The following is a 25838-nucleotide window of genomic DNA, read 5'->3' on the forward strand; positions in this document are numbered from 1 at the left end:
TGGTTAGCTTTGCCGATAGTATAACAACAGCGAAATAGATGGCGTGGTTTTATTGGCTTCACCAATCAATGTTCAGCACGGTTTTGCCGCGTGAGCCACCGGCTTTGCTCTCCGCCAGCATTTCCGGTGCCTGTTTAATCGATACCAGACGTTCCACCGGCACCTGCAGCTCACCGCGCGCGACGCTCTGTAACAGTTGCTCCAGCTCATCCGCACTGATTTGCGCCTCAATATTGCCGCCACGCAGGCCTTGTTGCTGCATCTGCTCCGGAGCTGCCGACCAAATGGTGCTCAGCGCCACACCGTCCTTACGCAGAATAACCAGTAAGGCGCTGAATGCTTCGGCATTGCTGACCAGATCGATCATGCCGTCAATACCCTGCGGGTATAGTTGTTGAACCTGCTGCAGCACGGGCGCCCGGTGATGATCAATCACCTTCTCAGCCCCCAGCTCACGCAATGCGGCCTCGGCATCAGCCCCGCCGGTAGCAATTACCTTCAGCCCCTGCCGTTTGGCCAGTTGAATAACGAAACGCCCAACGCCGCCGGTTGCGCCCACCACCAGCAGAGTCGCCCCCGCGCTCAGTTGCAACTTTTCAACCAGTTTCAGCGCGGTACCGGCCGCAATCGGCATGGCCGCCGCAGTGGTCAAACTCACCTCATCAGGTACTCGCGCCAGTACCGCTTTTTGGTCAATCACCGCATACTGGGCGTAGCTACCGGCGCCGACAACGCCGAACATAAACTTGCCGGCCACCCGTTCATTGACGCTGAATCCGCTGACATCATCGGCGACTGCCTCCACCACGCCCGCACCGTCGGTACCAATCACCAAAGGGAAAACGTGTGGCAATTTCCCCTGCAGCATGCCGTCGGCTATCCGCCAGTCAACCGGGTTTAGCCCGGCAGCGGCCATTTTAACCAGGATCTGGCCGGGTTGTAGTGAGGGTTTGGCGATCTCTACCTGTTCTGGCGTAGCACCGAGTTGTTTGACTGCAATGGCTTTCATGAAGAGCTCCAGTTTATCTGTTCACAATAGGAGCCAGTGTAGCGAACCCAAGATCGTCTGCCAGTCATCAATAATTGGAATCACTGTTCAGGATTTTATGACAATCAATTTTGTCACTGGGTGAGAAATTGCTCTGGGAAAGTTAAGTGAAAGCGTAATACACTGAATAAAATGATAATCACTCTCGACCTTTAAATCAGGGACTACATCATGACCCAGCATCGACCGCGCAGTGAACGTGGCCAATTGGCCGTTGCAGGAGAGAATTACGGCAGTTCGCTGTTGGGTGCACCACTGCTCTATTTCCCGGCGGCCGTCAGTGGCCCGCAAACCGGGCTGATTATTGCCGGTACCCACGGTGATGAGAGCGCCGCTATCGTTACCCTGTCCTGCGCATTACGCAGCATTGCACCAAACCAGTTGCGTCACCATGTAGTACTGGCGGTCAATCCCGACGGTTGCCAACTCGGGCTGCGCGCCAACGCTAACGGGGTTGATTTGAACCGTAACTTCCCGGCGGCCAATTGGCGATCCGGGGATACGGTTTATCGTTGGAACAGCGCGGCGGAAGCGCGGGATGTAAAACTCTCGACCGGCGGCCGCCCAGGTTCCGAACCGGAAACCCAGGGGCTGTGTCATCTGATCCATCGGTTGAAGCCGCACTGGGTGGTGTCGTTCCACGAGCCATTGGCCTGTATTGAAGACCCGGCCAGTTCACAGCTCGGCGTCTGGCTTTCGCATAAGTTTGCTTTGCCGCTGGTCACCAGCGTCGGCTACGAGACGCCGGGATCATTCGGCAGCTGGTGCGCCGATTTGTCACTGCCTTGCATTACCGCAGAATTCCCGCCGATCTCGGCCGATGCGGCCAGCGAAAACTACCTCAACGCGATGGTAGAATTGCTGACTTACCCGGGCTAAACCGGCTATGGGGCGAGATTAATCGCCCCACATTCAAAATCCAACCCCGGTTCAACATCATTAGCCAGCCAGGTCGGGCCGTCCAAATCGACGAATCGCGCGCCCGGGGCCAGCGGCAATGCGGCATTGATCGCCCGCGAAGTGCACAACATGCAACCGAGCATAATAGCGAACCCTTGTTGCCGCGCCTCCTGCGCCAGCGCCAGCCCTTCGGTCAGGCCGCCGGTTTTATCCAGCTTGATATTGACCATTTGATAACGACCGACCAGCTTGGGTAAATCACCGCGGGTGTGGCAGCTTTCATCGGCGCAAATTGGCAACGGGTGGATAAAGTTTTCCAGTGCGCTGTCATCCGTTGCCGGCAGGGGTTGCTCCAGCATCGCCACGCCCAGATCCGCTAACAGTTGGCAGCGCGCCGCCAGCCCTTCCGCCTGCCAGGACTCATTGGCATCGACAATCAACGTGGTATCCGGCACCGCCGCACGGATCGCCACCAGCCGTTCGCTGATCAGATGATTGTCCAGTTTGATTTTCAGCAAGCGTGCCCCTTGCTGTTCAAGTTCGCGTGCGGCGAAGGCCATGGCTTCCGGCGAACCTATGCTGACGGTTTGCGCCATCAGAATGCGTTCTGGCTCGGCAACCGCGCTACGCTGCCAGAGGCTCTGACCACTGAGTTGACACTCCAAATCCCACAAGGCGGAATCCACCGCATTACGCGCCGCGCCGGCCGGCATTAGCTGCTGCAATTGCTCGCGCGTCACGCCCTGTTCGACCGCCGTAGCCACTTCGGCCAGCCGTTCCATCACCGAAGCCTCACTTTCACCGTAACGCGGATAAGGTGTGCATTCACCAATCCCCCGCACGCCCTGCTGCTCAATTTCGACCACCACTACTTTGGCTTCGGTGCGGCTGCCACGGGCAATAACAAAGGCGGTATGCAACGGCCAGGCTTCTGGGTAAAAACGCATGCTTCTCATAACGGCTCCTGAACGGAAATTGCGTATAAAATCGGGCGAACGCGCGGGTGCTTTTTTGGACACACTCTAATATATACAACTATTTAGCAAACTTTATCTATCCAACCCACAATTGTTGACATAAACTGATGCCAGGGTGTGAACCTAATGTTAAAAGCGGCTAAAAAGCCATTTTATTAGGTTCATGCCCTTTGTATAAACACCTGTAAAAGGAATCAAGCTAATGACTCAGACAGTACATTTTCAAGGCAACCCGGTTAGCGTTGCAGGCCACCTGCCACAAACCGGCGAACAAGCCAAAGCCTTCTCACTGGTTGCCAAAGACTTGTCGGACGTGGCGCTGAGCAGCTTCGCGGGTAAACGCAAAGTTCTGAACATTTTCCCAAGTATTGATACCGGCGTTTGCGCAACTTCGGTTCGTACATTCAACCAGTTGGCTAGCGACCTGGATAACACCGTGGTGCTGTGCATCTCGGCCGACCTGCCGTTCGCCCAGTCACGTTTCTGCGGTGCAGAAGGCCTGAACAATGTAGTCACCCTGTCCACGCTGCGTGGCGCAGAATTCAAACAGGCTTACGGCGTTGAAATCGCTGAAGGCCCGCTGGCAGGCCTGACCGCACGTGCGGTTGTGGTATTGGATGGCCAGGACAACGTGCTGTACAGCGAGCTGGTGAATGAAATTACCACCGAGCCGAACTACGATGCGGCGCTGGCTGCATTGAAGTAATGCCAGAAGGCCGACGATTGCCGGCCTCTAAACGTTGAAACGGGCGCTTATGGCGCCCGTTTTTTTATTCTTCGTTTTCCCCGGAAGGCTTACGGCTACTGAGCCCATATTCGCGCAACTTATTGGCGATCGCGGTATGTGAAACCCCCAGGCGTTTCGCCAGTTTTCTGGTACTCGGGTAAGTACGGTACAAACGGGTCAGCACCGAACGTTCGAAACGCTTGCTGATATCATCAAGCGAGCCGTCCATCACTTCATCGCCCAGCGACATTTCAACCTCGAACTCCGGCAGTACAATATCCTGCGGACGAAGTTCGAAACCTTCGGTTTGCGTCAACGCCCGGTAAATGGCGTTTTTTAACTGTCGCACGTTGCCCGGCCAGCCATATTTGCTGAGGAAACTGCCCAGATCGCCCGCCAGCTTCGGCCGCGCCACGCCCTGCTCATCGGCAAAACGCGCCACAAACAGTTCAGTCAGCGGCATGATGTCCTGTGGACGCTCACGCAGTGGTGGAATGGTGATGGTCAACACGTTAAGTCGATAATAGAGATCCTCACGGAACTCACCACGCTGCACCAGTTCGGTCAGGTTTTTCTGCGTCGCGCAAATTACCCGCACATCTACATGGACTTCGTGTTCTTCACCCACGCGGCGGAAAGTGCCATCGTTAATGAAACGCAGCAGTTTGGTCTGCATGCGCGGCGACATCTCACCGATTTCATCCAGCAGCACCGAGCCACCGTGCGCCTGCTCAAAGAAGCCCTTCTTGCCTTCCAGCGCATTCGGGTAAGCCCCCGGCGCATGGCCGAACAGCTCGCTTTCCGCGACGTCATCCGGCAGTGCGGCGCAATTGAGCGCCAGGAACGGCTGCTTGCCACGCGGGCTGCGCAAATGGCAGGCCCGGGCCAGAATATCTTTGCCGGTGCCGGTATCGCCCACAATCAACAGTGGCGCATCCAGCATCGCCAACTTGCGCGCCTGCTCCAGCACCTGGCGCATTTTCGGACTGGCGGCAACGATATGATCAAACTCGGTATCGTCGTTCACCGACAGATTCTGTAACTGACGCCCCATACGGGCCGTGGACTTCAGCATCACTACCGCGCCTACGGCGGCATTCTGCTGGTTTTCGTCCTCCAGGTAGATTGGCGTGATATCCATCAGGAAGTCCTGACTGCGGATCACCACCCGCTCAGATTGTGGCGCCGTCTGTTCGCTCTCGAGCCAACGGTTGAAGTTATAACCGCCAATCAATGCGGTGGCCGTCTGGTTGCGAATTTTGTCTTCGCTAAGCCCGAACAGCGCCTGCGCTGCCGGATTGGCCAGTTCAACTTTGCCTTTCATATCAATCGAGAACACCGGCTCAGGCATCGACTCCAACAACGCACGCAGTGCGCGGTGTTCGCGTTCAGACGGCATGAAATTCACGGTGCGCACATCGGTCACGCCGGCAATGCGGCGGATTTCCACCATCAGCGCGCGGAAGGTGTCAAAATCCAGTTGGGAAAAATTGAGGTAAATGCGGCCGATGGGATCGATTTCGATGCCACGTAAATCTATGCTGCGCAATACCAAAAGATCGAGTAACTCTCGAGTCAGACCGATCCGGTCTTCGCAAAAAACTTCCAAACGCATCAGTATTGGCCTTATCTCTGCAGGTGCGGGGATGACTGAAGATGATGATACTCTCTCACCCCGAGCGGTAGAAGCAATCTGTCAGCAAAAGTTGACAGAACTCTGATTTATCGTTGTTGTTGATGATTTTAAACGCAAGTGAATAACACCATCGGCGTCATTTTAGCTTATCAGCAGAGAGTTATCACAACCGTCAGTAAATTTGCAGATAAATATAATGCATTTACAGGGGGATCGTCTTTCGTCAAGCGCGGGTTACGTATTGGCGTTAGCGGGGAAAATCATTGCGGTAAAAATAACCACGGCGCCTGAATAGACGCCGTGGGCAGATTATTTGGCCTTGTTGTCGCTCTTTTTCATGGTGTCTTTCAACTGGCCAATCAGTTGGCTGCGGAAATCACCCAGCTTCGGTTTTTCCCCTTCCAGCCAGGGCAACGGACGACAAAGCTCCATCGCCTTGATACCGAGCCTGGCCGTCAGCAAACCGGCACCGATGCCCTGCGCCGCTCGGGCGGACAATCGGGCGGCCAGGTCTTGCGACATCCAGTCCATTCCCACTTCGCGTACCAGCTCGGACGCGCCGGCAAAGGCGATATTCAACAGCACCAGACGGAACAAGCGCAGACGGCTGAAGTAACCCAGCTCGATGCCATACAGCGCGGCGATACGGTTAATCAGCCGAATATTACGCCAGGCGATAAACGCCATATCCACCACCGCCAACGGACTGACGGCGATCATTAAGGTGGACTCCGCCGCCGAACGGCTGATTTCACGCCGCGCCTGATTATCCAACACCGGCTGCACCAGCTTGGCGTACAGCGCTACCACTTCGCGATCGTTCTGAGTTTCATGCAGTGAAGCCTGCCAGCGTTGCAACGCCGGATGCCCCTGATCGAGACCGGCCTGACGCGCCAGTTTTTCGCAGAATTCACGCCCTTTGCCCAACCCGTGGCTGTGCAACAGTTCACGTGCCACATCCCGTTCTTCTGCACGCTGGCGCAGACGATATAGTCTGCGCCATTCGGTCACCACCGAACCTACCCCGGCGAAGACAATCAACCCACCTGCCACGCCACCGCCCATGGCGATCCAATCCTGCTGCACCCAGGCGGTATGCACCCACTGCACGCCCTGCGCCACCACGCTGACACCGAACAGCGTCAGCCCGGCGGTAACCATTTTGCGCCACAGGCTGCGTTTGGGTTTCAAGGCTGCGTTGATAATGCCTTCGGCACGCCCCTCTTCCTCTTCCTGCTGCAGCTCCGGCGCCGCCGGGAAAAAGTGCTCAGCCTGCTGTTCGTCGAAAGCAACGTTGGCACGCAGCACCGGCTCCTGCGGTGGCTCCAACGGCTGTTCGAAATCGATACGCGGTTTTATCGGCTCGCTCATCGCAATTTATCTCCCAGTAAAAACTCCATCACCGCGTCCAGGCGGATATGTGGCAACGGACTGTCCACACTCATCGCGCGTGGACGGAACTCATCAAAATGGAAGCCCTGATTCTGCCAGAACGCTGGCCCCGGCAAACGTGCCGGCACTTCGCCGGGGAACACCGTCAACGGTGCGCCGTCGTTCAGGCGATTGCCTTTCAGTGCCGGGATGCGCTGCCCCTGATGGTCAACGATGCCGCTTTCGGTCGCCTGCACCGAGGCCAGCCCGACGCAGTCCATGCTGATGCCCTCAAACGCCGCGTTCTGCCAGGCTTCCTGCACCAATTGCTGCAACAACGACACCAAATTGGCGTGCTGATCGGCGGTGATGTGATCGGCCTTGGTAGCGGCAAACATCAGTTTATCGATGGTCGGTGAGAATAAACGGCGGAACAGCGTGCGCTTGCCATAGTGGAAACTCTGCATCAGTTGGGTCAGCGCCAACCGCATGTCATTGAACGCCTGCGGGCCGCTATTGAGTGGCTGCAGGCAATCCACCAGCACAATCTGGCGATCGAAACGGACAAAATGCTCTTTATAAAAGTTTTTGACGATGGTCTGGCAGTAATAGTTGAAACGCGCACGCAGCATGCCGATGTTGCTGTGTTTATCCGCCTGCGCCAGCTTTGACTCGCCAAGGCTGTCGACGTTTGGCCACGGGAAAAACTGCAATGCCGGCGCACCGGCCAGATCGCCCGGCAGCACGAAGCGACCCGGCTGAATAAAATGCAGCCCTTCACTTTTGCAGCGCAACAGATAATCGGTATAGGCCTGGGCGATGGCCGCCAGCTTGTTTTCATCGGCGGGTGCCAGCGGATCGCAGCTTTTGCACAGTTCCAGCCAGGGCCTGGCCCATTCGGCGCGATCGCCCTGCAGTAAGCCGGCCATTTGCCGCGACCAGGCCAGATAGTCCTGTTCCAGCATCGGCAAGTCCAACAACCATTCGCCGGGATAATCGACAATCTCCAGATACAGCGTTGAAGTGTCTTTGAAATGACGCAGCAATGAATCGTTGGAGCGATAACGCAACGCCAGGCGAATTTCGCTGACGCCACGCGTCGGAGTCGGCCAGTTCGGCGGAGTGCCATAAAGCTGTGCCAGCCCTTCATCATAGGTAAAACGCTGAATACCGAGGTCGCGTTGCGGAATGCGCTTCACGCCCAGCAGGCGTTCTTCGCGCACCGGCGAGAACAGCGGCATGCGGGCACCGCTGTGAACATGCAGCAATTGATTGACGAAAGCGGTGATAAAGGCGGTTTTGCCGCTGCGGCTCAGGCCGGTCACCGCCAGACGCAGATGGCGATCCATCCCGCGGTTGACCAGCGACGTTAACTCATTTTGCAGTCGTTTCATTGTTCTCCTTGGCATAACGCCCAAATACCTTGTTCAGCCCTTTGCGGAACAGCGGTTCCAGCACCAGCGCCAGGACAAAGCGAATCGGTTTGCGGCCTACGGTGCGCAGCAGCCAGCCGGCCGCCCCTGCCGGGCCGTAATTGAGTAACGCTATGATGATGACTTTAGACAATGTCTTCAACATTGCACCTGCTCCTTGTTTAAATCCACCGGATTTAACGGCGTTTACGGCATAGGTTTTTTTCATTAGCAATGCCCTCCGGCACGGTTTGGTTCAAAAGGATGATGTCAGGTGCGATGCCTGACCTGCGCCGTGCGCAGGCCATTGCGCGCAAGGCGGGGTTATAACTTGCGGAAGCGACTCTGTACGCCGAATGTGTCCGACGTGACATAACGCTCAACCTGTCGCAGTTGCTGTTCACCGCTGCCCAGTTCGTACTCTAATTGGTCGAGCAACTGGCGCGGTGTTTTTTGCTGCTCGCCCTCAAAACGGCTGGCCGGTGCTTCGTCCAGCACGAATACCAGCGCGAAATAAGCGATCAGGGTGAAGAAGAACAGCCCGAAGAACATCGACAACACCACGATCACTCGGATCAGGCGTACCGGCACGTCAAAATAATGGGCCAGACCGGCGCAGACGCCCTTCAGCATGCCTTCTTCAGGAACGCGATAAAGCTTTTTACTGCCCAGAGTGTTGTTCATCAAGACTGTCTCCAGTTCGGGTGTTCTGCATCAAGGATCTCTTCCAGCGCCTGAATGCGTTCACGCATGCGCTTGGCATCTTCAGCCAACTGCGCCAGACGCTGCATCTCCTGATGGCTCAGTTGAATGCCGTTTTGTTGCCGATTGCTGTAATGCAGCCAAAGCCAAATCGGTGCGACAAACAACACAAAGATTGTCAACGGAATGGCAAGTAATAGAGCACTCATTTCTTTTCCTTCTTAATGCGTCTTGGTGGGCGGCCACACACCGTGGCCGCTGTTGCCTTACTCAGAGCGGTTCATTTTGGCTTTCAGCGCTGCCAATTGCTCACTGATGGCGTCGTCGGCTTTCAGCTCGGCAAACTCTTGATCCAGTGACTTCTTTTTACCGATGATGACGCTTTCCGCCTCGGCTTCCATATGGTCGATACGGCGTTCGAACTGCTCGAAACGAGCCATCGCCTCGTCCAGTTTGCCGCTGTCGAGCTGACGACGCACGTCACGGGAAGACGACGCCGCCTGGTGACGCAAGGTCAACGCCTGCTGGCGAGCGCGGGTTTCGGTCAGCTTGTTTTCCAGCTCGCCGATTTCGCTTTTCATACGCGCCAGCGTTTCTTCTACGGTGGACACTTCATGCGTCAGCGTGGCGATCAGGTCGGCCACTTTCTGTTTTTCGATCAGTGCCGCACGGGCCAGATCTTCTTTCTCTTTACGCAGTGCCAGTTCGGCTTTGTCCTGCCAATCGCTAAGCTGGTTTTCACCCTGCTCGATACGACGCAGTAACTGTTTTTTCTCCGCCAGCGCACGCGCTGAGGTGGAGCGAACTTCAACCAGCGTGTCTTCCATTTCCTGGATCATCAAACGCACCAGCTTTTGCGGATCTTCCGCCTTATCCAGCAGCGTATTGATGTTGGCGTTCACGATGTCGGCAAAACGAGAAAAAATACCCATAATTCACTTCCTCTTGGTTCTGATGGCGTCTGAAGCGCCGCGTTGGGTCATACAGATTTCCCTAATACCTAATCAAAACCCGTGCCAACTTTTATTTCATTGAATAATAACGATTATATATTTTTGACTCTCTGCGAGCATACTGTAGAGTGATTATTTTCACCAAACATTGGCGAATTTCATCATGAGCGAACAGTTAGAAAACCTGTTGGGCGAAGCGAATGCCTTTGTCGAAGTATTGGAGCAAGTCTCGCAACTGGCAAAGTTGAACAAACCGGTGTTGGTGATCGGTGAGCGCGGCACCGGTAAAGAACTGATTGCCCACCGGTTGCATTACCTGTCCAACCGTTGGCAGGGGCCGTTTATCTCGCTTAACTGCGCGGCCCTGAATGAAAACCTGCTGGACTCCGAGCTGTTCGGTCACGAGGCCGGGGCCTTTACCGGCGCGCAAAAGCGCCATCTGGGCCGCTTTGAACGTGCCGACGGCGGCACGCTGTTTCTCGACGAACTGGCCACCGCTCCGATGCTGGTGCAGGAAAAACTGCTGCGGGTGATTGAATACGGCCATCTGGAGCGCGTCGGCGGCAGCCAGCCGTTGCAGGTCGATGTGCGGTTGGTGTGTGCCACCAACGACGATCTGCCGGCACTGGCGGCGGCGGGTAAATTCCGCGCCGACCTGCTGGATCGGCTGGCATTCGACGTAGTGCAGTTACCGCCGCTGCGCCAGCGGCAGCAAGACATCATGTTGCTGGCCGAGCACTTTGCGATTCAGATGTGCCGTGAGCTGTCGCTGACACTGTTCCCCGGCTTTACCGAACGTGCCAGAGACACCCTGCTCGGCTATCACTGGCCGGGCAACGTGCGTGAGCTTAAAAACGTGGTGGAACGTTCGATGTATCGGCATGGTACCAGCGACAGCGCGTTGGATCAGATAGTCATCAACCCCTTCGCCCAACGGGAAACTATGCCCTTGCCCACCGAGCGCGTAACGCATGATGAACGGCCAACGCTGCCGCTGGATTTGAAAGCCTGGCAGTTGGCGCAGGAAAAATCGCTAATCGAAGCCGCACTACAACAGGGAAGATTTAATCAGCGTAAGGCGGCGGAGCTGCTGGGGCTGACCTATCACCAATTACGTGGCATGTTGAAAAAGCACGCGCTGTTGCAAAATGGCGAGGCAGAAGAGGAATAACAGGCAAAAAAAAAGCCAGCACCCGAGCTGGCTTAAAAAACACTGGAAGCAATGTGAGCAATGTCGTGCCTTTCACAGCAGAGCCACAAACCGTGGCCTTCCGTGAACTGCCAGGCGATGATAATAGTTATCAGTATCACCTGTAAAGCACTTTGTTGAGAATTTTTCTCATTACCACACTGTCATTGTGCAATTACCACTCAGGGAAGGGATCGGCCATCTCATGCCAGTAGTCTACCCCGGCAGCCATTTCCTCGTCGTTCAGCAGGCAGGCATCCAGCAAACGCGTTATTTCAGCCTGCGGCAGGTTCTGCCCAATAAACACCAGTTCCTGGCGCATATCGCCAAAAGGCTCCACCCACTTCTCCATAATCTGTGCCTGGGTCTCTGCGTCCTGCGGCCAGTTATCCTGCGCGATAGCGCGCCAGAAAGTCCCGGCCAATCCATAATGGGCGATGCCGCCGGCCTGGCTCCACTGCCCAGCCTGACGCGGACGCGTCGCCAACCAGTAGAACCCTTTGGAACGCAACAGTTTGCCACCGCCCCAGTCGCCGTTGATCACCCGATAGAATTTATCCGGTGCAAAAGGTCGACGCGCCCGATAAACAAAACTGCTGATGCCATAGTTCTCCGTTTCAGGCAGGTGCTCACCGCGCAGCTCCTTAAGCCAGCCGGGAGCCCGCTGCGCTTTGTCAAAGCTGAAGCTGCCGGTGTTTAATACCGCCTCCAGCGGCAGTTTGCCGGGAGAGATAGCGATGATTTTGGCATCCGGGTTCAGGCTGGCGAGCAGCGCCATCACTTCGCCCTGTTGTTCCGGGGTCAGCAAGTCGGTTTTACTCACCAGCATCACGTCGCAGAACTCAATCTGTTCGATCAACAGATCGGCCACGCTACGCAAATCATCCTCGCCCAGGCTTTGACCGGCTTCCTGCAGCGTTTGCGCCTGTTGGTACTGCTGGATGAAGTTGACTCCGTCCACCACCGTAACCAGGGTGTCCAGGCGGGCGAAGTGCGACAGGCTTTCGCCCTGCTCGTCTTCAAAGGTGAAGGTTTCTGCCACCGGTAAAGGTTCGGAGATACCGCTGGACTCGATCAGCAGGTAATCAAAGCGGCCGGCCTGCGCCAATTCGCGCACCGAAATCAGCAGGTCTTCACGCAGCGTGCAGCAGATGCAGCCATTGCTCATCTCCACCAGCTTTTCCTGTTGGCGGTCGAGCTGGACTTCGTTCTCGACCAGCGCGGCGTCGATGTTCACTTCACTCATGTCGTTAACGATCACCGCCACACGCATGCCCTGACGATTATTCAGAATATGGTTCAGCACCGTGGTTTTACCGGCGCCGAGAAAGCCGGAAAGTACGGTTACGGGTAATGGATTCATGGGGTTCCTCACTCAAAATTCATTACGTAATGCCTGGTAGCCGCGCACCAGTTCAACGTTGGTGGCAGCCACTTCTTCAGAAAATTGCAGCGCGCCGCGATCCACCTGCGGGTAAAGCGACAGATCGCTGTCGATACCGACGCGCTCGGTTGACGGGATATACAGGTTTTCCGGCAGCGTCACGCCGTCCACCACCGCGTTGTAACGCACCACGCAGCCGGAGCCGATATGGCAGTTGAACAGCACGCTGTTAAAACCGATAAACACCCGATCTTCAATGCGGCACGGGCCGTGGACAATCGCGCGATGGGCGATAGAGCTGAAGCTGCCGATGGTGACCGCTGCGCCGCTTTTAGAGTGGATCACCACGCCGTCCTGAATATTGGAATGGGAACCGATAATGATCGGCTCCATGTCCCCGACCGCATTCAGTTCGTCCGCACGGATCACGGCATAGGGGCCAACGTAGACAAAATCTTCGACAATCACCCGGCCGCAAATAATGGCGGTAGGATCGATGTAGGCTTTCGGCGAAACCTGTGGCAGATGACCACTGGGGTTCTTACGCAGCATTTCCAGCCTCCTGCCAGCTTAATTCCGCCACCGCATTGTGGGCGTGCAGACTTTCCTGATGCTCCACACGCAATGAAAAAGCGCGGTGGTGGCACTGACTGCGCAACATCCGATACAAACGGCGCGCGGCATCCTCACAGAACATCAGGTTCTGGCCATTCGCCAGGGCAAATGCCTGCTCGTCCTGACGTTTCACCAGCGTCTGCAGCGGTGTGCCCAGCGCATGCTCGATGCGATCGATTAAATTGACCACCGGCAATTCGGCTTCGCCTTCATTGAGCGTGACCATCACCCAGGCCCAACTGCGCTGGCTATGCGGGGTGCCAGGCATGCCCTGTTCACCCAGCCAGTCAATCACCTGCTGTTGACTGACTTTGTCCGGCGCCTGTTCGAAATCAAACTGAAACTGCTGTTGTGCCAGTTGGCGGCTTAGCGCTGCCGAACTCGGACAAGTGGAGGAATAGGGCACGCCCACCGTCAGCGACAGGGTTAACCCGGTGGTTAGGCTGGCGTCAATTTTCAGTGGGTAAGCTTTCCAGCCGCGATGTGCCGACAGCAGCGCCGGGCGCGACAACATCAGTTCGCCACTGATACTCAGGCTGGCACTGTCGCTGTGTTCCGGCTGTGATGCCAGAAAAGCCCGCAGCGAATCAGCAATACGTTGCGGCGTCAGTTCGCCCTGAGTCAATTCATCCAGCGTCAGGTACAGGCGCGACATATGTATTCCACGCGCGCCATGGCGACTGGCACGCAGATTGATCCCGGCATTAACTTTTGCCATCAGCGGCTTGCCCGCCAACTCCAGCGGCAGTGCGATCCCTTGCATCCCTACCCAATCGAGTCCGACATTACTCATTGCCCCCTGCCAGGCCTGTGCATCCGGCAGCGGCTGGGTTGGTGGAAGTGCAACCTTGTTCATACATCCCCTTGCGATTATTGATACATTGCCAGAGAAAGGTAACATTATTTTGTTATGTTATAACATATCAATTAAACTTTTTTTGCTCTTGACGGCGAATTGTTCAATCAAGTAGCAGAAAACTCAGCCATTTTGCTCAATGGATTGGGCTGTTCGTCAGAGTGCGATACACTAAGGCTATTGCTTATTAACCCATGAAGCCTCTATGCGTGGTTTACCCCTTTGGATTTTGTCGCTGAGTTGCCTGGCGAGCACCGCCCTGGCCTCAACACCTCCTGCGCCCGCCGCGGCCCCCCCGCTGCCGGACATCCGCCAAAGCGGCTTTGTCTATTGTGTCAGCGGCATACTGAACACCTTTAACCCGCAGATGGCCAGCAGCGGCCTGACGGTCGATACCCTGTCCGCACAGCTGTACGATCGTCTGCTGGATGTTGACCCCTATACTTATCGGTTGATCCCCGAACTGGCGCAAAGCTGGGAGGTGCTGGATAACGGCGCGACCTACCGTTTCCATCTGCGAAAGGATGTGCCCTTCCAGACCACCGCCTGGTTCAAGCCGACCCGTAAACTGAACGCCGACGACGTGGTATTCAGCTTTGAGCGCGTGTTTAACCAGAAGCACCCATACCATGACGTCAACGGCGGCGAATATCCGTACTTCGACAGCCTGCAGTTTGGCGACTCGGTGCAAAGCGTGAAAAAGCTCGACGAGTACACGGTCGAGATCCGTCTGCAAGCGCCGGACGCCTCCTTCCTGTGGCATATCGCGACCCACTATGCGCCAGTGCTGTCGGCGGAATATGCTGACAACCTGACGCGTGAAGGCCGTCAGGAGATGATCGACCGTGAACCTGTCGGTAGCGGGCCCTTCCTGCTGAATGAATATCGCTCCGGGCAATACATTCGTCTGGCTCGTAACGACCTGTATTGGAAAGGTAAACCACGCATGCCGCAGGTGGTGATCGACCTGGGTGCCGGCGGCACCGGTCGGTTGTCGAAGCTGCTGACCGGCGAGTGTGATGTGCTGGCCTATCCGGCCGCCAGCCAGCTTTCTATTCTGCGTGATGATCCGCGTCTGCGCCTGACGCTGCGCCCGGGGATGAATATCGCCTATCTGGCGTTCAACACCCGCAAACCGCCGCTTGACGATTTGAAGGTCCGTCAGGCAATTTCGCTGGCAATCAATAACCAGCGTCTGATGCAGTCGATTTACTACGGCACGGCGGAAACCGCCGCATCCATATTGCCGCGCGCTTCGTGGGCATACGACAATGATGCGCACGTCACCGAGTTTGACCCGGCCAAATCACGCGAAATGCTGAAACAGGCAGGCATTGAGTCGCTAAACCTGCGCTTGTGGGTGCCTACCGCATCGCAATCCTACAACCCCAGCCCGCTGAAGACCGCCGAGCTGATCCAGGCCGATTTGGCCCAGGTGGGGATCAAAGTCACCATAGTTCCGGTTGAAGGTCGTTTCCAGGAAGCCCGGCTGATGGAGATGAATCACGACCTGACCCTGACCGGTTGGGCCACCGACAGTAACGACCCGGACAGTTTCTTCCGGCCGCTGCTGAGCTGCGCGGCAATCCGCTCACAAACCAACTATGCTCACTGGTGTGACCCGGGGTTTGACGAAGTGCTGCAAAATGCCCTGCTGTCACAGCAGTTGGCGCAGCGAATCGAAAACTATCAGAAGGCGCAGAAAATTCTCGAACAACAACTGCCGGTGTTGCCGCTGGCGTCTTCATTGCGCCTGCAGGCCTATCGTTACGACATTAAGGGACTGGTTCTGAGCCCGTTCGGCAATGCATCATTTGCCGGCGTGTTCCGTGAATCTGCCCAGGGGCCGAAAAAGTGATTATCTTTACCTTACGCCGTTGCCTGCTGCTGCTGATCACGCTGTTCTTCCTGACGCTGGTCAGCTTTAGCCTGAGCTATTTCACACCGCGCGCTCCGCTGAACGGTGCCGCCCTGCTGGATGCCTACCAGTTTTACTTTGTCAGCCTGTTGCACTGGGATTTTGGCGTTTCCAGCATTAACGGCCAGGCCATCAGCGAACAACTTCGTGAAGTGTTCCCGGCGACCATGGAGCTGTGCATTCTGGCGTTCACCATGGCGTTATTTATCGGCATTCCCCTGGGGATTATTGCCGGCGTGATGCGCGGCAAATGGCAGGACACCGCCATCAGTACCTTTGCGCTGCTCGGTTTCTCGATGCCGGTGTTCTGGCTGGCGCTGCTGCTGATGCTGTTTTTCTCGCTGCACCTCGGCTGGTTGCCGGTTTCCGGCCGTTTCGATCTGCTGTATCAGGTTAAACCGATCACCGGCTTTGCCCTGATTGACGCCTGGCTGTCCGATTCGCCCTATCGCAGCGAAATGATTGGCAGCGCGCTACGCCATATGATCCTGCCGATTGCCGCGCTGGCAGTGGCACCTACCACCGAGGTGGTGCGACTGATGCGTATCAGCACCGACGACGTGCTCAACCAGAACTACATTAAGGCCGCCGCGACCCGTGGGCTTTCCCGTTTCACCATTATCCGTCGCCACGTGCTGCACAATGCACTGCCACCGATCGTGCCCAAACTGGGCCTGCAGTTCTCCACCATGCTGACGCTGGCGATGATCACCGAAGTGGTGTTCAGTTGGCCGGGCCTCGGGCGCTGGATGATTAACGCCATCCGCCAGCAGGATTACGCGGCGATCTCCGCCGGTGTGATGGTGGTCGGCACGCTGGTGATCACCATTAACGTGCTGGCCGATATCTTGGGCGCTGCCACCAACCCACTGAAACATAAGGAATGGTATGCCCTTAGATAACGTATACCGCGAAAAGAAAATGCCGAGTCCGCTGCTCTACACCTGGCGGATTTTTTACGGTGATGCGCTGGCGATGATTGGTTTCTACGGCGTGATAGCGCTGCTGCTGCTTTCCCTGTTCGGCAGCCTGCTGGCGCCTTATGCGCTCGATCAACAGTTCCTGGGCTATCAGTTGCTGCCACCCTCCTGGTCGCGTTACGGCAACGTTTCCTTCTTCCTGGGCACTGACGACCTCGGCCGCGATATTCTCAGCCGTCTGCTGGCCGGTACCGCCGCCACTTACGGCGCCGCACTGCTGGTCACCGTGGCCGCATCCGTTGTCGGGGTGATCCTCGGGGTATTTGCCGGCGTAACTCGTGGTTTTCGCTCTGCGGTGCTCAATCATATTCTCGACACCCTGCTCTCCATCCCTTCGCTGCTGCTGGCGATTGTGGTGGTGGCGTTCCTCGGGCCCAAGCTCGAACACGCCATGCTGGCCGTTTGGCTGGCGTTGTTGCCACGCATGGTGCGCACTATCTACAGCGCAGTACACGACGAACTGGAAAAAGAATACGTAGTCGCGGTGCGTCTCGACGGTGCCTCTACGCTGCAGATCCTGTGGTATGCCGTGATGCCCAATATTGTGGCGGTGCTGGTGACTGAATTCACCCGAGCGCTGTCGATGGCGATCCTGGATATTGCCGCACTCGGCTTCCTCGATCTCGGCGCACAACTCCCGTCTCCGGAATGGGGAGCCATGCTCGGCGACTCACTGGAACTGGTGTATGTCGCCCCCTGGACAGTCATGCTGCCCGGTGCCGCGATCCTGATCAGCGTGCTGCTGGTTAACCTGTTGGGCGACGGTATGCGCCGCGCAATCAATACGGGGGTGGAATAATGCCATTACTTGATATCCGCAACCTGACGATTGAATTTATGACGGCCGAAGGACCGGTCAAAGCGGTAGACCGTGTCAGCATGACGCTGAGCGAAGGTGAAGTCCGTGGCCTGGTGGGTGAATCAGGCTCAGGCAAGAGCCTGATTGCCAAGGCAATTTGCGGCGTCACCAAAGACAACTGGCGCGTTACCGCCGACCGTTTCCGTTTTGACGATATCGACCTGCTGCAACTGACCCCGCGTGAACGGCGCAAACTGGTCGGGCATAACGTCTCGATGATCTTCCAGGAGCCGCAGTCTTGTCTGGATCCGTCCGAAAGCATTGGCCGCCAGTTGGCGCAGGCGATCCCTGGCTGGACCTATAAGGGCCGTTGGTGGCAACGTTTTAACTGGCGCAAGCGCCGCGCGATTGAGCTACTGCACCGCGTGGGCATCAAGGATCACAAGGACATTATGGGCAGCTTCCCCTATGAGCTGACCGACGGCGAATGCCAGAAAGTAATGATCGCCATCGCCCTGGCCAATCAGCCACGCCTGCTGATTGCCGATGAACCGACCAACGCCATGGAACCGACCACTCAGGCGCAGATTTTCCGCCTGCTGGCGCGCCTGAACCAAAACAACAACACCACCATTTTGCTGATCAGCCACGATTTGCAAATGATGAGTAAATGGGCGGATCGGGTCAACGTGCTGTACTGCGGCCAAACGGTGGAAAGCGCCCAGTGCGAAGATCTGCTGGCTGCACCGCACCATCCTTACACCCAGGCGCTGATCCGCTCAATGCCTGACTTCGGCCGCGCCTTGCCGCATAAAAGCCGGCTCAACACCCTGCCGGGAGCCATTCCGTCGCTGGAGCATTTACCTATCGGTTGCCGCCTGGGGCCGCGTTGCCCTTACGCACAGAAAAAGTGCATTGAGACACCCCGCCTGCGCCCGGTGAAAAACCACCTGTTCGCCTGCCACTTCCCGCTGAACATGGAGGAGCAATAACATGGAAACGCTGTTGGAAGTGCGCAATCTGAGCAAAACCTACCGCTACCGTACCGGGCTGTTTCGCCGCCAGCACGTTGAGGCGGTGAAATCGGTCAGTTTCACCCTGCGCGAACGGCAAACGCTGGCCATCATCGGCGAAAACGGATCCGGTAAGTCGACGCTGGCCAAGATGCTGTCCGGCATGGTGGAGCCTTCATCCGGCGAGCTGCTGATCGACGATCATCGGCTTGACTATGGTGACTATCGCTATCGTAGCCAGCGCATTCGCATGATATTTCAGGACCCGAGCACGTCGCTCAATCCTCGCCAGCGTATTGGCCAACTGCTGGATGCCCCGCTGCGGCTGAATACCGAAATGGCCGCCCCGGAGCGCGAGCAGCACATCAACCAGACGCTACGCCAGGTAGGCATGTTGCCGGACCACGCCAATTATTACCCGCACATGCTGGCCTCAGGCCAGAAACAGCGTGTGGCGCTGGCCCGGGCGCTGATCCTGCAACCCAAGGTGATCGTTGCTGATGAGGCACTGGCCTCGCTGGATATGTCGATGCGCTCGCAGATCATCAACCTGATGCTTGAGCTGCAGGAGAAACACGGCATCTCCTATATCTACGTGACCCAGCATTTGGGAATGATGAAGCATATCAGCGATCAGGTGATGGTGATGCACGAAGGGGAAATCGTCGAACGCGGGAGTACCGCAGAGGTACTGGCTTCCCCTCTTCACGAACTGACCAAACGCCTGATCGCCAGCCACTTCGGTGAAGCCCTGACCGCGGACGCCTGGCGGCGCGACGGCGGCAGGTTCTGATCCTTCGGTCCTGAGATGCATGAGCCCCTCACCCCGGCCCTCTCCCCCTGGAGAGGGTGACGTCCGCTTAAGCCATGCCGGACAGACTTGTTGATCTACCCGGCACTGGCTTAGCCAATATCCTCAAATACAAATTACATTTTTGTTATATCTCATTATATTTTATTCCATTCAGTTATTGATTAGCACTTAACATTATTTTATCTCGTCAATCGAATCGGTGAGGATATCCCCTACGTTGAGCTTCTTAAACGACAGGATATCGCACTGATGAACAGCCCACGCCATCGCCAACTGGCGCAGTTTTTGCTCGCTTTAGCCGCAGGTTTCTCTGTTTATGGCCACGCACTGTGTTGCGACAGTCAGCGCTGATCCTGCCATTCCGTGCCCCTGTGTGGGCAGGTTGCCTTTTTATCTTGCCGCCGTTGCCTCTTGCAGCGGTGGCTGTTGTGCTTGATTAAGGACTATCCCCTATGGAACTACTACGTCGACAACATAATGCCCAGTGGTATCACGAAACCCAAAGCAGCGTGCGCGGTGACCAGCCGCTGGAACCCCAGGCGGCCGGTATCCGCGATCGCTTCCTGCTGGGGCTGGGCGCTTTTGCCGACGAAGCGCTGAATACGGCACTGACCGCACGCGCGGGGGTATTTAACGCCTCGCTGGCCAGTTACCACGTACTGTTCCCGGATCGGGTCGAATTAACGCGAACAGTGACATTGTCACCTTACGACCGTCTCAGTACTGCGCTGACGGTGGCACAGGTGACCGGTGTGCAATCCCTCTGTAGCCATTACGCTGCCCGCCTCGCCCCGCTGTACAGCCCTGACGCCTCCCGAGAAAGTAACATCCGCCTGGCACAAATCACCCAATATGCCCGTCAGCTCGCCAGTCAGCCGACCCTGATTTGCCCTAAAGCCTTACAACAGCTCAGCGACGTCGGGCTCAGCCCGGCGGATATTGTGGCGTTTTCGCAGATCATCGGCTTTGTCAGCTATCAGGCGCGGGTGGTGGCCGGCGTGGCCGCATTAGCCGGGCGGCCAACTGGCGTGGTGCCCGGTTTCCCTAACATAGCGGATGCTGAAAGTGTGCCCTTCACGACGGAAGAATTGACATGGCAAGCACGGCTGCCATCGGTGGTGCTGGAGGAAGCATGCGCTGAACAACTTGACGTGCTGGATCAAAGCCACCCCGACGCCCGCAGCGAGTCTTATTATCTGCTGCTGGCCCACGATGCTCCCGCGCTACGTGAGCGCAACGGCGTATTTAACAGTATCAACGCCGACGGCTATGGCCTGTCGGCGCGGCTGAAGGCACTGGCAACGCTGGCGGTTTCGCGCATTAACGGCAGTCGCTATTGTGCCTCCACCGTGGCGCAGGATATTGAGCATGACTTATTGGTCAATGCCCTATTCAGCAATATTGATCATGGGCTGGAGAGCACCGATAACCCGGTTTATCAGGCGGTGATCCGCGTGGCTACAGACCTGACCCGCACGCCGGAAAAATTCACTCCACGTAGCGTGCAGCCGTTGTTTAACAATGGGATGAATCAGGCCCAGGCGCTGGATGTGATCCTGACCGGGGCACTCTACGCCTGGGAGAACCGTTTACGCCAAACTCTGGGTGACACACAGTACTTCAACGAAAGCCAGGCGGAATAGTTACCGCAGCAGCCAACCGCGCGCGGCATCAAAAAAGTGCTGCGCCAATGGCGATGCGCGCCCTGGCTCGGCGGTGACCACTGCGGCGTGACGTGACATGGCTGCGATGGTCACCGGCCTGCGTTGTAGCTCCGGCATCATGGTCGGCAACAGGTTGCCTGGCGGAAACAATCCGCAGCCCAGGCCAACAAAAATGCCCTGCAGCAATTGGAATATCGAGGTGGTTTCCATACGTACATGCAGCGTCAAACCGGCTTCACGGAAGTTTTGATCAAGGTAGCGGCGGAAATAACGCGTCGGTTCCGCCAGACACAGCGGCAGTGCCGCCACCTCCTCCAACGTCATTGGCGTATCCCCTGTCAGTTCGGGGAAGTACTCAGGATGGAACACCAATTCAACGCCGGCGTCCGCCAATGGCTGCGACTGGAAATGCAGCTCCTGCAACGTGGAAAGTTCAAAGAAGCCGATGCCGATATCCACGGTATGCGCCGTCAACGCCTCCAGCAACTGATCGGCGCTCAACACGGACACCCGGTAGTCCAACTGCGGGAAACGCTCGCTGACCGCCTTTAACATTTGTGCCAGCGAAATGCTGCATTGAGGAACGGCACCGATGCGCAGCGTGCCGCTAAGGCCGTGCTTAAGCGACTCGACCTCCAGCTTCAGCCCCTGATAAACCGAGACAATCTCACGCGCCCACGACAGCACTCGTTCACCCTCAGCGGTAAAGCCTTCGAAATTGTTGCCGCGATTGATCAACGAAACGCCCAGTTCTTTTTCCAGATTTTTCAGCCGCATGGATAACGTCGGCTGGCTGACGAAGCTGACTTGCGCCGCACGGCCAAAGTGACGTTCACGCTCGAGATTACACAGGTAGATCAGTTGCTTAATATCCATAAAACGGCTCAACAAGTCATGACTGACCTGAGTATATCATCGCTGCTGGATTTCGGGCGCGGAGCGCTGCGCCCCGAGAGTCAGATTTTCAACTTCACATAGTCCATCAGGCGCGAGAACATGCCGCCCTGATTGACCGGCTGCAACACCACCAGCGGCAAGGTTTTCAGTACTTTGCCATTGTCACTGATACGAATTTCGCCGACCGACTGCCCCTGAGTCAGCGGAGCATCAAGACGCGGCGTATTGATCACATATTGCGCCTTCAGCTTATCCGCCTCGCTTTTCGGCAGGCTGAGATATTGATCCTGTTGGCTGCCCACCGCAACCTCATGGCGATCGCCGTACCACACTTTCTCCTGCCCCAGGCTTTGCCCAGCGCTAAACAAATGTAGGGTAACGAAATCACGCAGCCCCCAGGTCAGCAGTTTACGCGCCTGTTCTTCGCGCCCTTTTGGACTTTTACCGCCCATCACTACGGCAATCAGCCGACGGTCGCCTTCGGTGGCAGACGCAATAATGTTAAAACCGGCGGATTCGGTATGGCCGGTTTTCAGGCCGTCCACCCGCAGGTTTTTGTCCCACAACAGCCCGTTGCGGTTCTGCTGGGTGATACCGTTCCAGGTCAGCGATTTCTCGCTGTACATATGGTATTCCGCCGGTTCGCTCATAATAATGGCGCGGGAGATCACCGCCAGATCGCCCGCCGTGGTGAATTGCCCTGGGGCATCCAGACCGTGGACGGTTTCAAAATGGGTGTTTTGCAGGCCAAGCTGGGCGCTCTTTTCATTCATCAGTTTGACGAATGCGGCCTGACTGCCCGCCACGTAGTCCGCCATGGCTACGCAGGCGTCGTTGCCGGAGTCAATGATAATGCCGCGGCTGAGATCGCGAACCGTGACCCTGTCACCGGGTTTCAGGAACATCAACGAAGAGCCTTTGAACACCGGATTGCCCTGCGCCCAGGCATCTTTACCCACCGTCACCACGTCATCCAGACCAATCTTGTGTTGATCGAGCGCGTGATCAATCACCAACCCGGTCATCAGTTTGGTCAGGCTGGCCGGATTACGCCTTTGATCGGCATTTTCCTGTGCCAGTACCTGGCCAGTGGTGTAATCCATCAGCACGTAAGAGGCGGCGTCTATCGCCGGCGGGGTATTAAGGGGAAAGTTGAGTGGCGCATCTGCCGCCTGTACCGCCAACGGCAGCAAAATTCCGGTGATCACCGCCAATACTGAACGCTTCAATTGCTGTTCCTCAGGCCCTGCGGGCAAAGTAAAATACCAATATAATCCGAGGCATAGACTGCATTAATTGTGGCGAAAGCGGAATCATTACTCTTTTTCAGCACATGTCATTATGCAACCATTTGTTTGCCCGGGCCGAGCATGCGATAAACCGGCTCTATGCCGCCATAGCCCCATTCGATTAGACGCTGAAGCCGCACCCTCCTAAACTTGTGACATAAACACTGAAAGCGCTTAAAAAAGCGTTCACTTTTTAGCTACAACCACCTGCGAAGACCAAAATGAAATTTAAACCGTCAATAAAGCCTTATACCGGCGCGGCGGGCGGCTGGGGTTCACTCGAAGCCACCACTCGCTATGTGCTCGACAGCAAACAGACGCTGAAAAATCTGCGTAACCTGATGCGCGTAAATAAGGCCCGCGGCTTCGACTGCCCGGGCTGCGCCTGGGGCGATGATAATCACAGCACCTTCAGTTTCTGCGAAAACGGCGCCAAGGCGGTCAGTTGGGAAGCCACGCGTAATGCGGTCGAACCGGAATTCTTTGCCGCTCACAGCGTCAGCACTCTGCAGCAACAAAGCGATTACTTTCTTGAGTATCAGGGCCGCCTCACCCACCCAATGCGCTATAACGCCGAAACCGACCACTATGAGCCGATCGGTTGGCCAGACGCGCTGGCGTTGATTGCCCGGCACATCAGGCAAATGGATAATCCGAACCAGATCGAGCTGTATACCTCGGGGCGCGCCAGTAACGAAGCCTCCTACCTGTATCAACTGTTTGGTCGCATGCTCGGTACCAGTAACTTTCCTGACTGCTCCAACATGTGCCACGAAGCCAGCGGCGTCGGGCTGAAACAAAGCATCGGCGTGGGTAAAGGCACCATCCGTATGGATGACTTTGAAAAGGCCGACGCCATCTTCGTATTTGGCCAGAACCCCGGCACCAACCACCCGCGCATGCTGCACAGCCTGAAAAATGCGGCCAACCGTGGGGCGCGCATTGTCAGTTTTAACACCCTGCGCGAACGTGGGCTGGAGCGCTTTGCCGATCCGCAAAGCCCGATTCAGATGCTGACGCCCAAGTCATCACCGATCAGTTCGTCCTATTACCAACCCAACCTCGGCGGAGATATGGCCGCGGTACGCGGCATGGTGAAAGCTTTGCTTGAAGGCCACCGTCAGCACTTGGCGGCCGGTGAGCCGGGCCTGTTCGACCTGGCCTTTATTGAGCAGCACAGCGTCGGTGTGGAGAGCTATCTGGCCCAGGTGGATGCCACCTCATGGGAGCAAATCACCCAGCAGTCCGGCCTCAGCGAAGCACAACTACGCCAGGCGGCGGCCATTTATCAGGGTGCCGAGCGCGTGATCTGCACCTGGGCAATGGGTGTGACCCAGCATAAACACTCGGTGCCGACGGTACGTGAAATCACCAACCTGCAACTGCTGTTCGGTCAGTTAGGCAAACCGGGCGCCGGTCTGTGCCCGGTACGCGGCCACAGCAACGTGCAGGGCAACCGTACCATGGGGATCGACGAGAAGTCGCCCAAGGCGCTGCTAGACAGCCTGGAACAACATTTTAACTTCTCGCCGCGACGCGAACCGGGCCATAACACCGTAGAGGCGATTGAGGCCATGCTGCGTGGTGAAGTGAAGGTTTTGCTGGCGCTGGGCGGTAACCTGGCCGCCGCCGCGCCGGACACCGAACGCACAGCCCGCGCCCTGCGCTGCTGCGACCTGACGGTGCATATCAGTACCAAACTTAACCGTAGCCATCTGGTCACCGGCAAGGACGCACTGATCCTGCCAACGTTGGGCCGAACCGAGCAGGACTTGCAGGCCAGCGGCCCGCAGTACATCACGGTAGAAGACTCCTTCAGCATGGTGCATGCGTCCGAAGGCGTCGGCAAGCCGCTGGCGGAAACCCAACGCTCGGAAACCGCCATTGTCTGCGGTATCGCTGATGCGGTGCTGGGCAACCAACAGCTCGACTGGCTGGAGTTGGCGGATGACTATTCATTGATCCGCAATCATATTGCCGCCACCATTCCGGGCTTCGAAGATTTTAACCATCGCTGCGATCAGCCGGGTGGTTTTTATCTGGGCAATGCCGCCGCCGAACTGCGGTTCGATACGCCGAGCGGCAAGGCGGAATTCGGCGCGGCCCCGTTGCCGGACAGCCTGTTCCCGCAGTTGGATGGTCACCAGGCGCCCTTCACACTGCAGACCCTGCGCTCGCACGATCAGTACAACACCACTATCTACGGGCTGGATGACCGCTATCGTGGCGTGTATGGTCAACGAGAAGTGCTGTTTATTAACCCGGAAGATCTGGCCGTTCTGGATATGCAGGATGGCGAATTGGTGGAGATCGAAACCCTGTGGAATGACGGCATCACCCGCAAGGTAAGCGGTTTCAAACTGGTGAGCTACGATATCCCGCGCGGCAATCTGGCGGCTTATTATCCCGAGACCAACCCGCTGGTGCCACTGACCAGCTTTGGTGACGGCACCGGCACGCCGACCTCCAAGTCGATACCGGTGGAAATACGCCGTTGCGCCGCGCAGCCGACGCTGCGTATCGCCTGACCTGCAGCGCCCAGTTTACGCCGGGCGCGCTAATATCTCGATCGCCAACGGGCCCGCTTTTCTCTCCGGCGACTTTTGATGACTGGATATTCCCTATAATCACGCGCTAACGCGGTAAAACCGTGACGTTAGGCTTGCCCGCAGCGGGTGATTCGCGTAAAACTGT

At 56.8% G+C, this 25838-nt stretch carries 24 protein-coding genes; 10 read left to right on the forward strand and 14 right to left on the reverse strand.

Features of this window, described 5'->3' with window-relative positions; genetic code table 11:
* Positions 1 to 58: 58 nt before the first annotated feature.
* On the reverse strand, positions 59 to 1009 hold the full coding sequence (locus ACNT1W_RS15325; protein WP_419245813.1) for an NADP-dependent oxidoreductase: 951 nt from the start codon (positions 1007 to 1009) through the stop codon (positions 59 to 61).
* A 210-nt stretch (positions 1010 to 1219) separates the two neighbouring features.
* Between ACNT1W_RS15325 and mpaA the strand changes: the two genes are divergently transcribed.
* Positions 1220 to 1927, forward strand: a complete 708-nt coding sequence (gene mpaA, locus ACNT1W_RS15330; RefSeq protein WP_112362855.1) for a murein tripeptide amidase MpaA — start codon at positions 1220 to 1222, stop codon at positions 1925 to 1927.
* 5 nt (positions 1928 to 1932) lie between these two features.
* Here the strand turns inward: mpaA and ycjG are convergent, their stop codons facing one another.
* Positions 1933 to 2904 (reverse strand): L-Ala-D/L-Glu epimerase, encoded by a 972-nt coding sequence (ycjG, locus tag ACNT1W_RS15335; protein ID WP_419245814.1) that lies wholly within the window; start codon positions 2902 to 2904, stop codon positions 1933 to 1935.
* Between the two features lie 223 nt (positions 2905 to 3127).
* On the opposite strand from ycjG, the gene tpx reads away from it, so the two are divergent.
* The gene (gene tpx / locus ACNT1W_RS15340; protein ID WP_112362853.1) at positions 3128 to 3631 is read left to right on the forward strand and encodes a thiol peroxidase; all 504 of its coding nucleotides are present in this window, start codon (positions 3128 to 3130) and stop codon (positions 3629 to 3631) included.
* 64 nt (positions 3632 to 3695) lie between these two features.
* Here tpx and tyrR read toward each other — a convergent pair whose 3' ends face one another.
* From tyrR to pspA, 7 genes are all read right to left on the reverse strand, one after another.
* Positions 3696 to 5267, reverse strand: coding sequence for a transcriptional regulator TyrR (tyrR, locus tag ACNT1W_RS15345; RefSeq protein ID WP_012145345.1), 1572 nt, complete (start codon positions 5265 to 5267; stop codon positions 3696 to 3698).
* Positions 5268 to 5597: 330 nt separating this feature from the next.
* Positions 5598 to 6659, reverse strand: coding sequence for a YcjF family protein (locus tag ACNT1W_RS15350; protein ID WP_012145346.1), 1062 nt, complete (start codon positions 6657 to 6659; stop codon positions 5598 to 5600).
* Positions 6656 to 8053 carry a YcjX family protein gene (locus ACNT1W_RS15355; protein WP_012145347.1) on the reverse strand — a complete coding sequence of 466 codons (1398 nt, stop codon included), beginning with the start codon at positions 8051 to 8053 and terminating at the stop codon, positions 6656 to 6658. The genes ACNT1W_RS15350 and ACNT1W_RS15355 overlap by 4 nt, the downstream gene beginning before the upstream one ends.
* The gene (pspD, locus tag ACNT1W_RS15360; RefSeq protein ID WP_017892999.1) at positions 8034 to 8300 is read right to left on the reverse strand and encodes a phage shock protein PspD; all 267 of its coding nucleotides are present in this window, start codon (positions 8298 to 8300) and stop codon (positions 8034 to 8036) included. Before pspD ends, ACNT1W_RS15355 begins: the two co-directional genes overlap by 20 nt.
* Before the next feature lie 95 nt (positions 8301 to 8395).
* Positions 8396 to 8755, reverse strand: coding sequence for an envelope stress response membrane protein PspC (pspC, locus tag ACNT1W_RS15365; protein WP_012145350.1), 360 nt, complete (start codon positions 8753 to 8755; stop codon positions 8396 to 8398).
* Complete coding sequence (pspB, locus tag ACNT1W_RS15370) at positions 8755 to 8982, reverse strand: envelope stress response membrane protein PspB (RefSeq protein WP_012145351.1); 228 nt, start codon at positions 8980 to 8982, stop codon at positions 8755 to 8757. Before pspB ends, pspC begins: the two co-directional genes overlap by 1 nt.
* Before the next feature lie 57 nt (positions 8983 to 9039).
* Complete coding sequence (gene pspA, locus ACNT1W_RS15375; RefSeq protein ID WP_135316761.1) at positions 9040 to 9705, reverse strand: phage shock protein PspA; 666 nt, start codon at positions 9703 to 9705, stop codon at positions 9040 to 9042.
* Positions 9706 to 9889: 184 nt separating this feature from the next.
* On the opposite strand from pspA, the gene pspF reads away from it, so the two are divergent.
* Positions 9890 to 10897 (forward strand): phage shock protein operon transcriptional activator, encoded by a 1008-nt coding sequence (pspF, locus tag ACNT1W_RS15380; protein ID WP_261098347.1) that lies wholly within the window; start codon positions 9890 to 9892, stop codon positions 10895 to 10897.
* Positions 10898 to 11090: 193 nt separating this feature from the next.
* On the opposite strand, the gene zigA is transcribed toward pspF, so the two are convergent.
* From zigA to folE2, 3 genes are read right to left on the reverse strand one after another with little or no spacing between them, the layout of a single operon-like run.
* Positions 11091 to 12278, reverse strand: coding sequence for a zinc metallochaperone GTPase ZigA (gene zigA / locus ACNT1W_RS15385; protein ID WP_419245815.1), 1188 nt, complete (start codon positions 12276 to 12278; stop codon positions 11091 to 11093).
* Between the two features lie 12 nt (positions 12279 to 12290).
* Positions 12291 to 12851 carry a carbonate dehydratase gene (locus ACNT1W_RS15390; protein ID WP_112362425.1) on the reverse strand — a complete coding sequence of 187 codons (561 nt, stop codon included), beginning with the start codon at positions 12849 to 12851 and terminating at the stop codon, positions 12291 to 12293.
* Complete coding sequence (gene folE2 / locus ACNT1W_RS15395; protein WP_419245816.1) at positions 12841 to 13770, reverse strand: GTP cyclohydrolase FolE2; 930 nt, start codon at positions 13768 to 13770, stop codon at positions 12841 to 12843. Before folE2 ends, ACNT1W_RS15390 begins: the two co-directional genes overlap by 11 nt.
* A 205-nt stretch (positions 13771 to 13975) precedes the next feature.
* On the opposite strand from folE2, the gene sapA reads away from it, so the two are divergent.
* The 6 genes from sapA (at position 13976) to ACNT1W_RS15425 (ending at position 20937) form a co-directional block, all read left to right on the forward strand.
* The gene (gene sapA, locus ACNT1W_RS15400) at positions 13976 to 15628 is read left to right on the forward strand and encodes an ABC transporter substrate-binding protein SapA (protein ID WP_012145357.1); all 1653 of its coding nucleotides are present in this window, start codon (positions 13976 to 13978) and stop codon (positions 15626 to 15628) included.
* Complete coding sequence (gene sapB, locus ACNT1W_RS15405) at positions 15625 to 16590, forward strand: putrescine export ABC transporter permease SapB (RefSeq protein ID WP_012145358.1); 966 nt, start codon at positions 15625 to 15627, stop codon at positions 16588 to 16590. The genes sapA and sapB overlap by 4 nt, the downstream gene beginning before the upstream one ends.
* Positions 16577 to 17467: a putrescine export ABC transporter permease SapC gene (gene sapC, locus ACNT1W_RS15410; protein WP_012145359.1), complete on the forward strand. Its 891-nt coding sequence runs from the start codon at positions 16577 to 16579 to the stop codon at positions 17465 to 17467. The genes sapB and sapC overlap by 14 nt, the downstream gene beginning before the upstream one ends.
* Positions 17467 to 18459: a putrescine export ABC transporter ATP-binding protein SapD gene (gene sapD / locus ACNT1W_RS15415; protein ID WP_012145360.1), complete on the forward strand. Its 993-nt coding sequence runs from the start codon at positions 17467 to 17469 to the stop codon at positions 18457 to 18459. Before sapC ends, sapD begins: the two co-directional genes overlap by 1 nt.
* Before the next feature lies 1 nt (position 18460).
* On the forward strand, positions 18461 to 19273 hold the full coding sequence (sapF, locus tag ACNT1W_RS15420) for a putrescine export ABC transporter ATP-binding protein SapF (RefSeq protein WP_012145361.1): 813 nt from the start codon (positions 18461 to 18463) through the stop codon (positions 19271 to 19273).
* A 473-nt stretch (positions 19274 to 19746) separates the two neighbouring features.
* Positions 19747 to 20937 (forward strand): CMD domain-containing protein, encoded by a 1191-nt coding sequence (locus ACNT1W_RS15425; RefSeq protein ID WP_419245817.1) that lies wholly within the window; start codon positions 19747 to 19749, stop codon positions 20935 to 20937.
* On the opposite strand, the gene ACNT1W_RS15430 is transcribed toward ACNT1W_RS15425, so the two are convergent.
* The gene (locus ACNT1W_RS15430; protein ID WP_012145363.1) at positions 20938 to 21834 is read right to left on the reverse strand and encodes a LysR family transcriptional regulator; all 897 of its coding nucleotides are present in this window, start codon (positions 21832 to 21834) and stop codon (positions 20938 to 20940) included.
* A gap of 80 nt (positions 21835 to 21914) precedes the next feature.
* The gene (gene dacD / locus ACNT1W_RS15435; protein ID WP_012145364.1) at positions 21915 to 23084 is read right to left on the reverse strand and encodes a serine-type D-Ala-D-Ala carboxypeptidase DacD; all 1170 of its coding nucleotides are present in this window, start codon (positions 23082 to 23084) and stop codon (positions 21915 to 21917) included.
* Positions 23085 to 23365: 281 nt separating this feature from the next.
* On the opposite strand from dacD, the gene ACNT1W_RS15440 reads away from it, so the two are divergent.
* Positions 23366 to 25672, forward strand: coding sequence for an FdhF/YdeP family oxidoreductase (locus ACNT1W_RS15440; RefSeq protein WP_419245818.1), 2307 nt, complete (start codon positions 23366 to 23368; stop codon positions 25670 to 25672).
* Positions 25673 to 25838 lie beyond the last annotated feature (166 nt).

The sequence above is a fragment of the Serratia sp. NFX21 genome (assembly GCF_048517035.1).
Classification (GTDB): Bacteria; Pseudomonadota; Gammaproteobacteria; order Enterobacterales; family Enterobacteriaceae; genus Serratia; species Serratia quinivorans.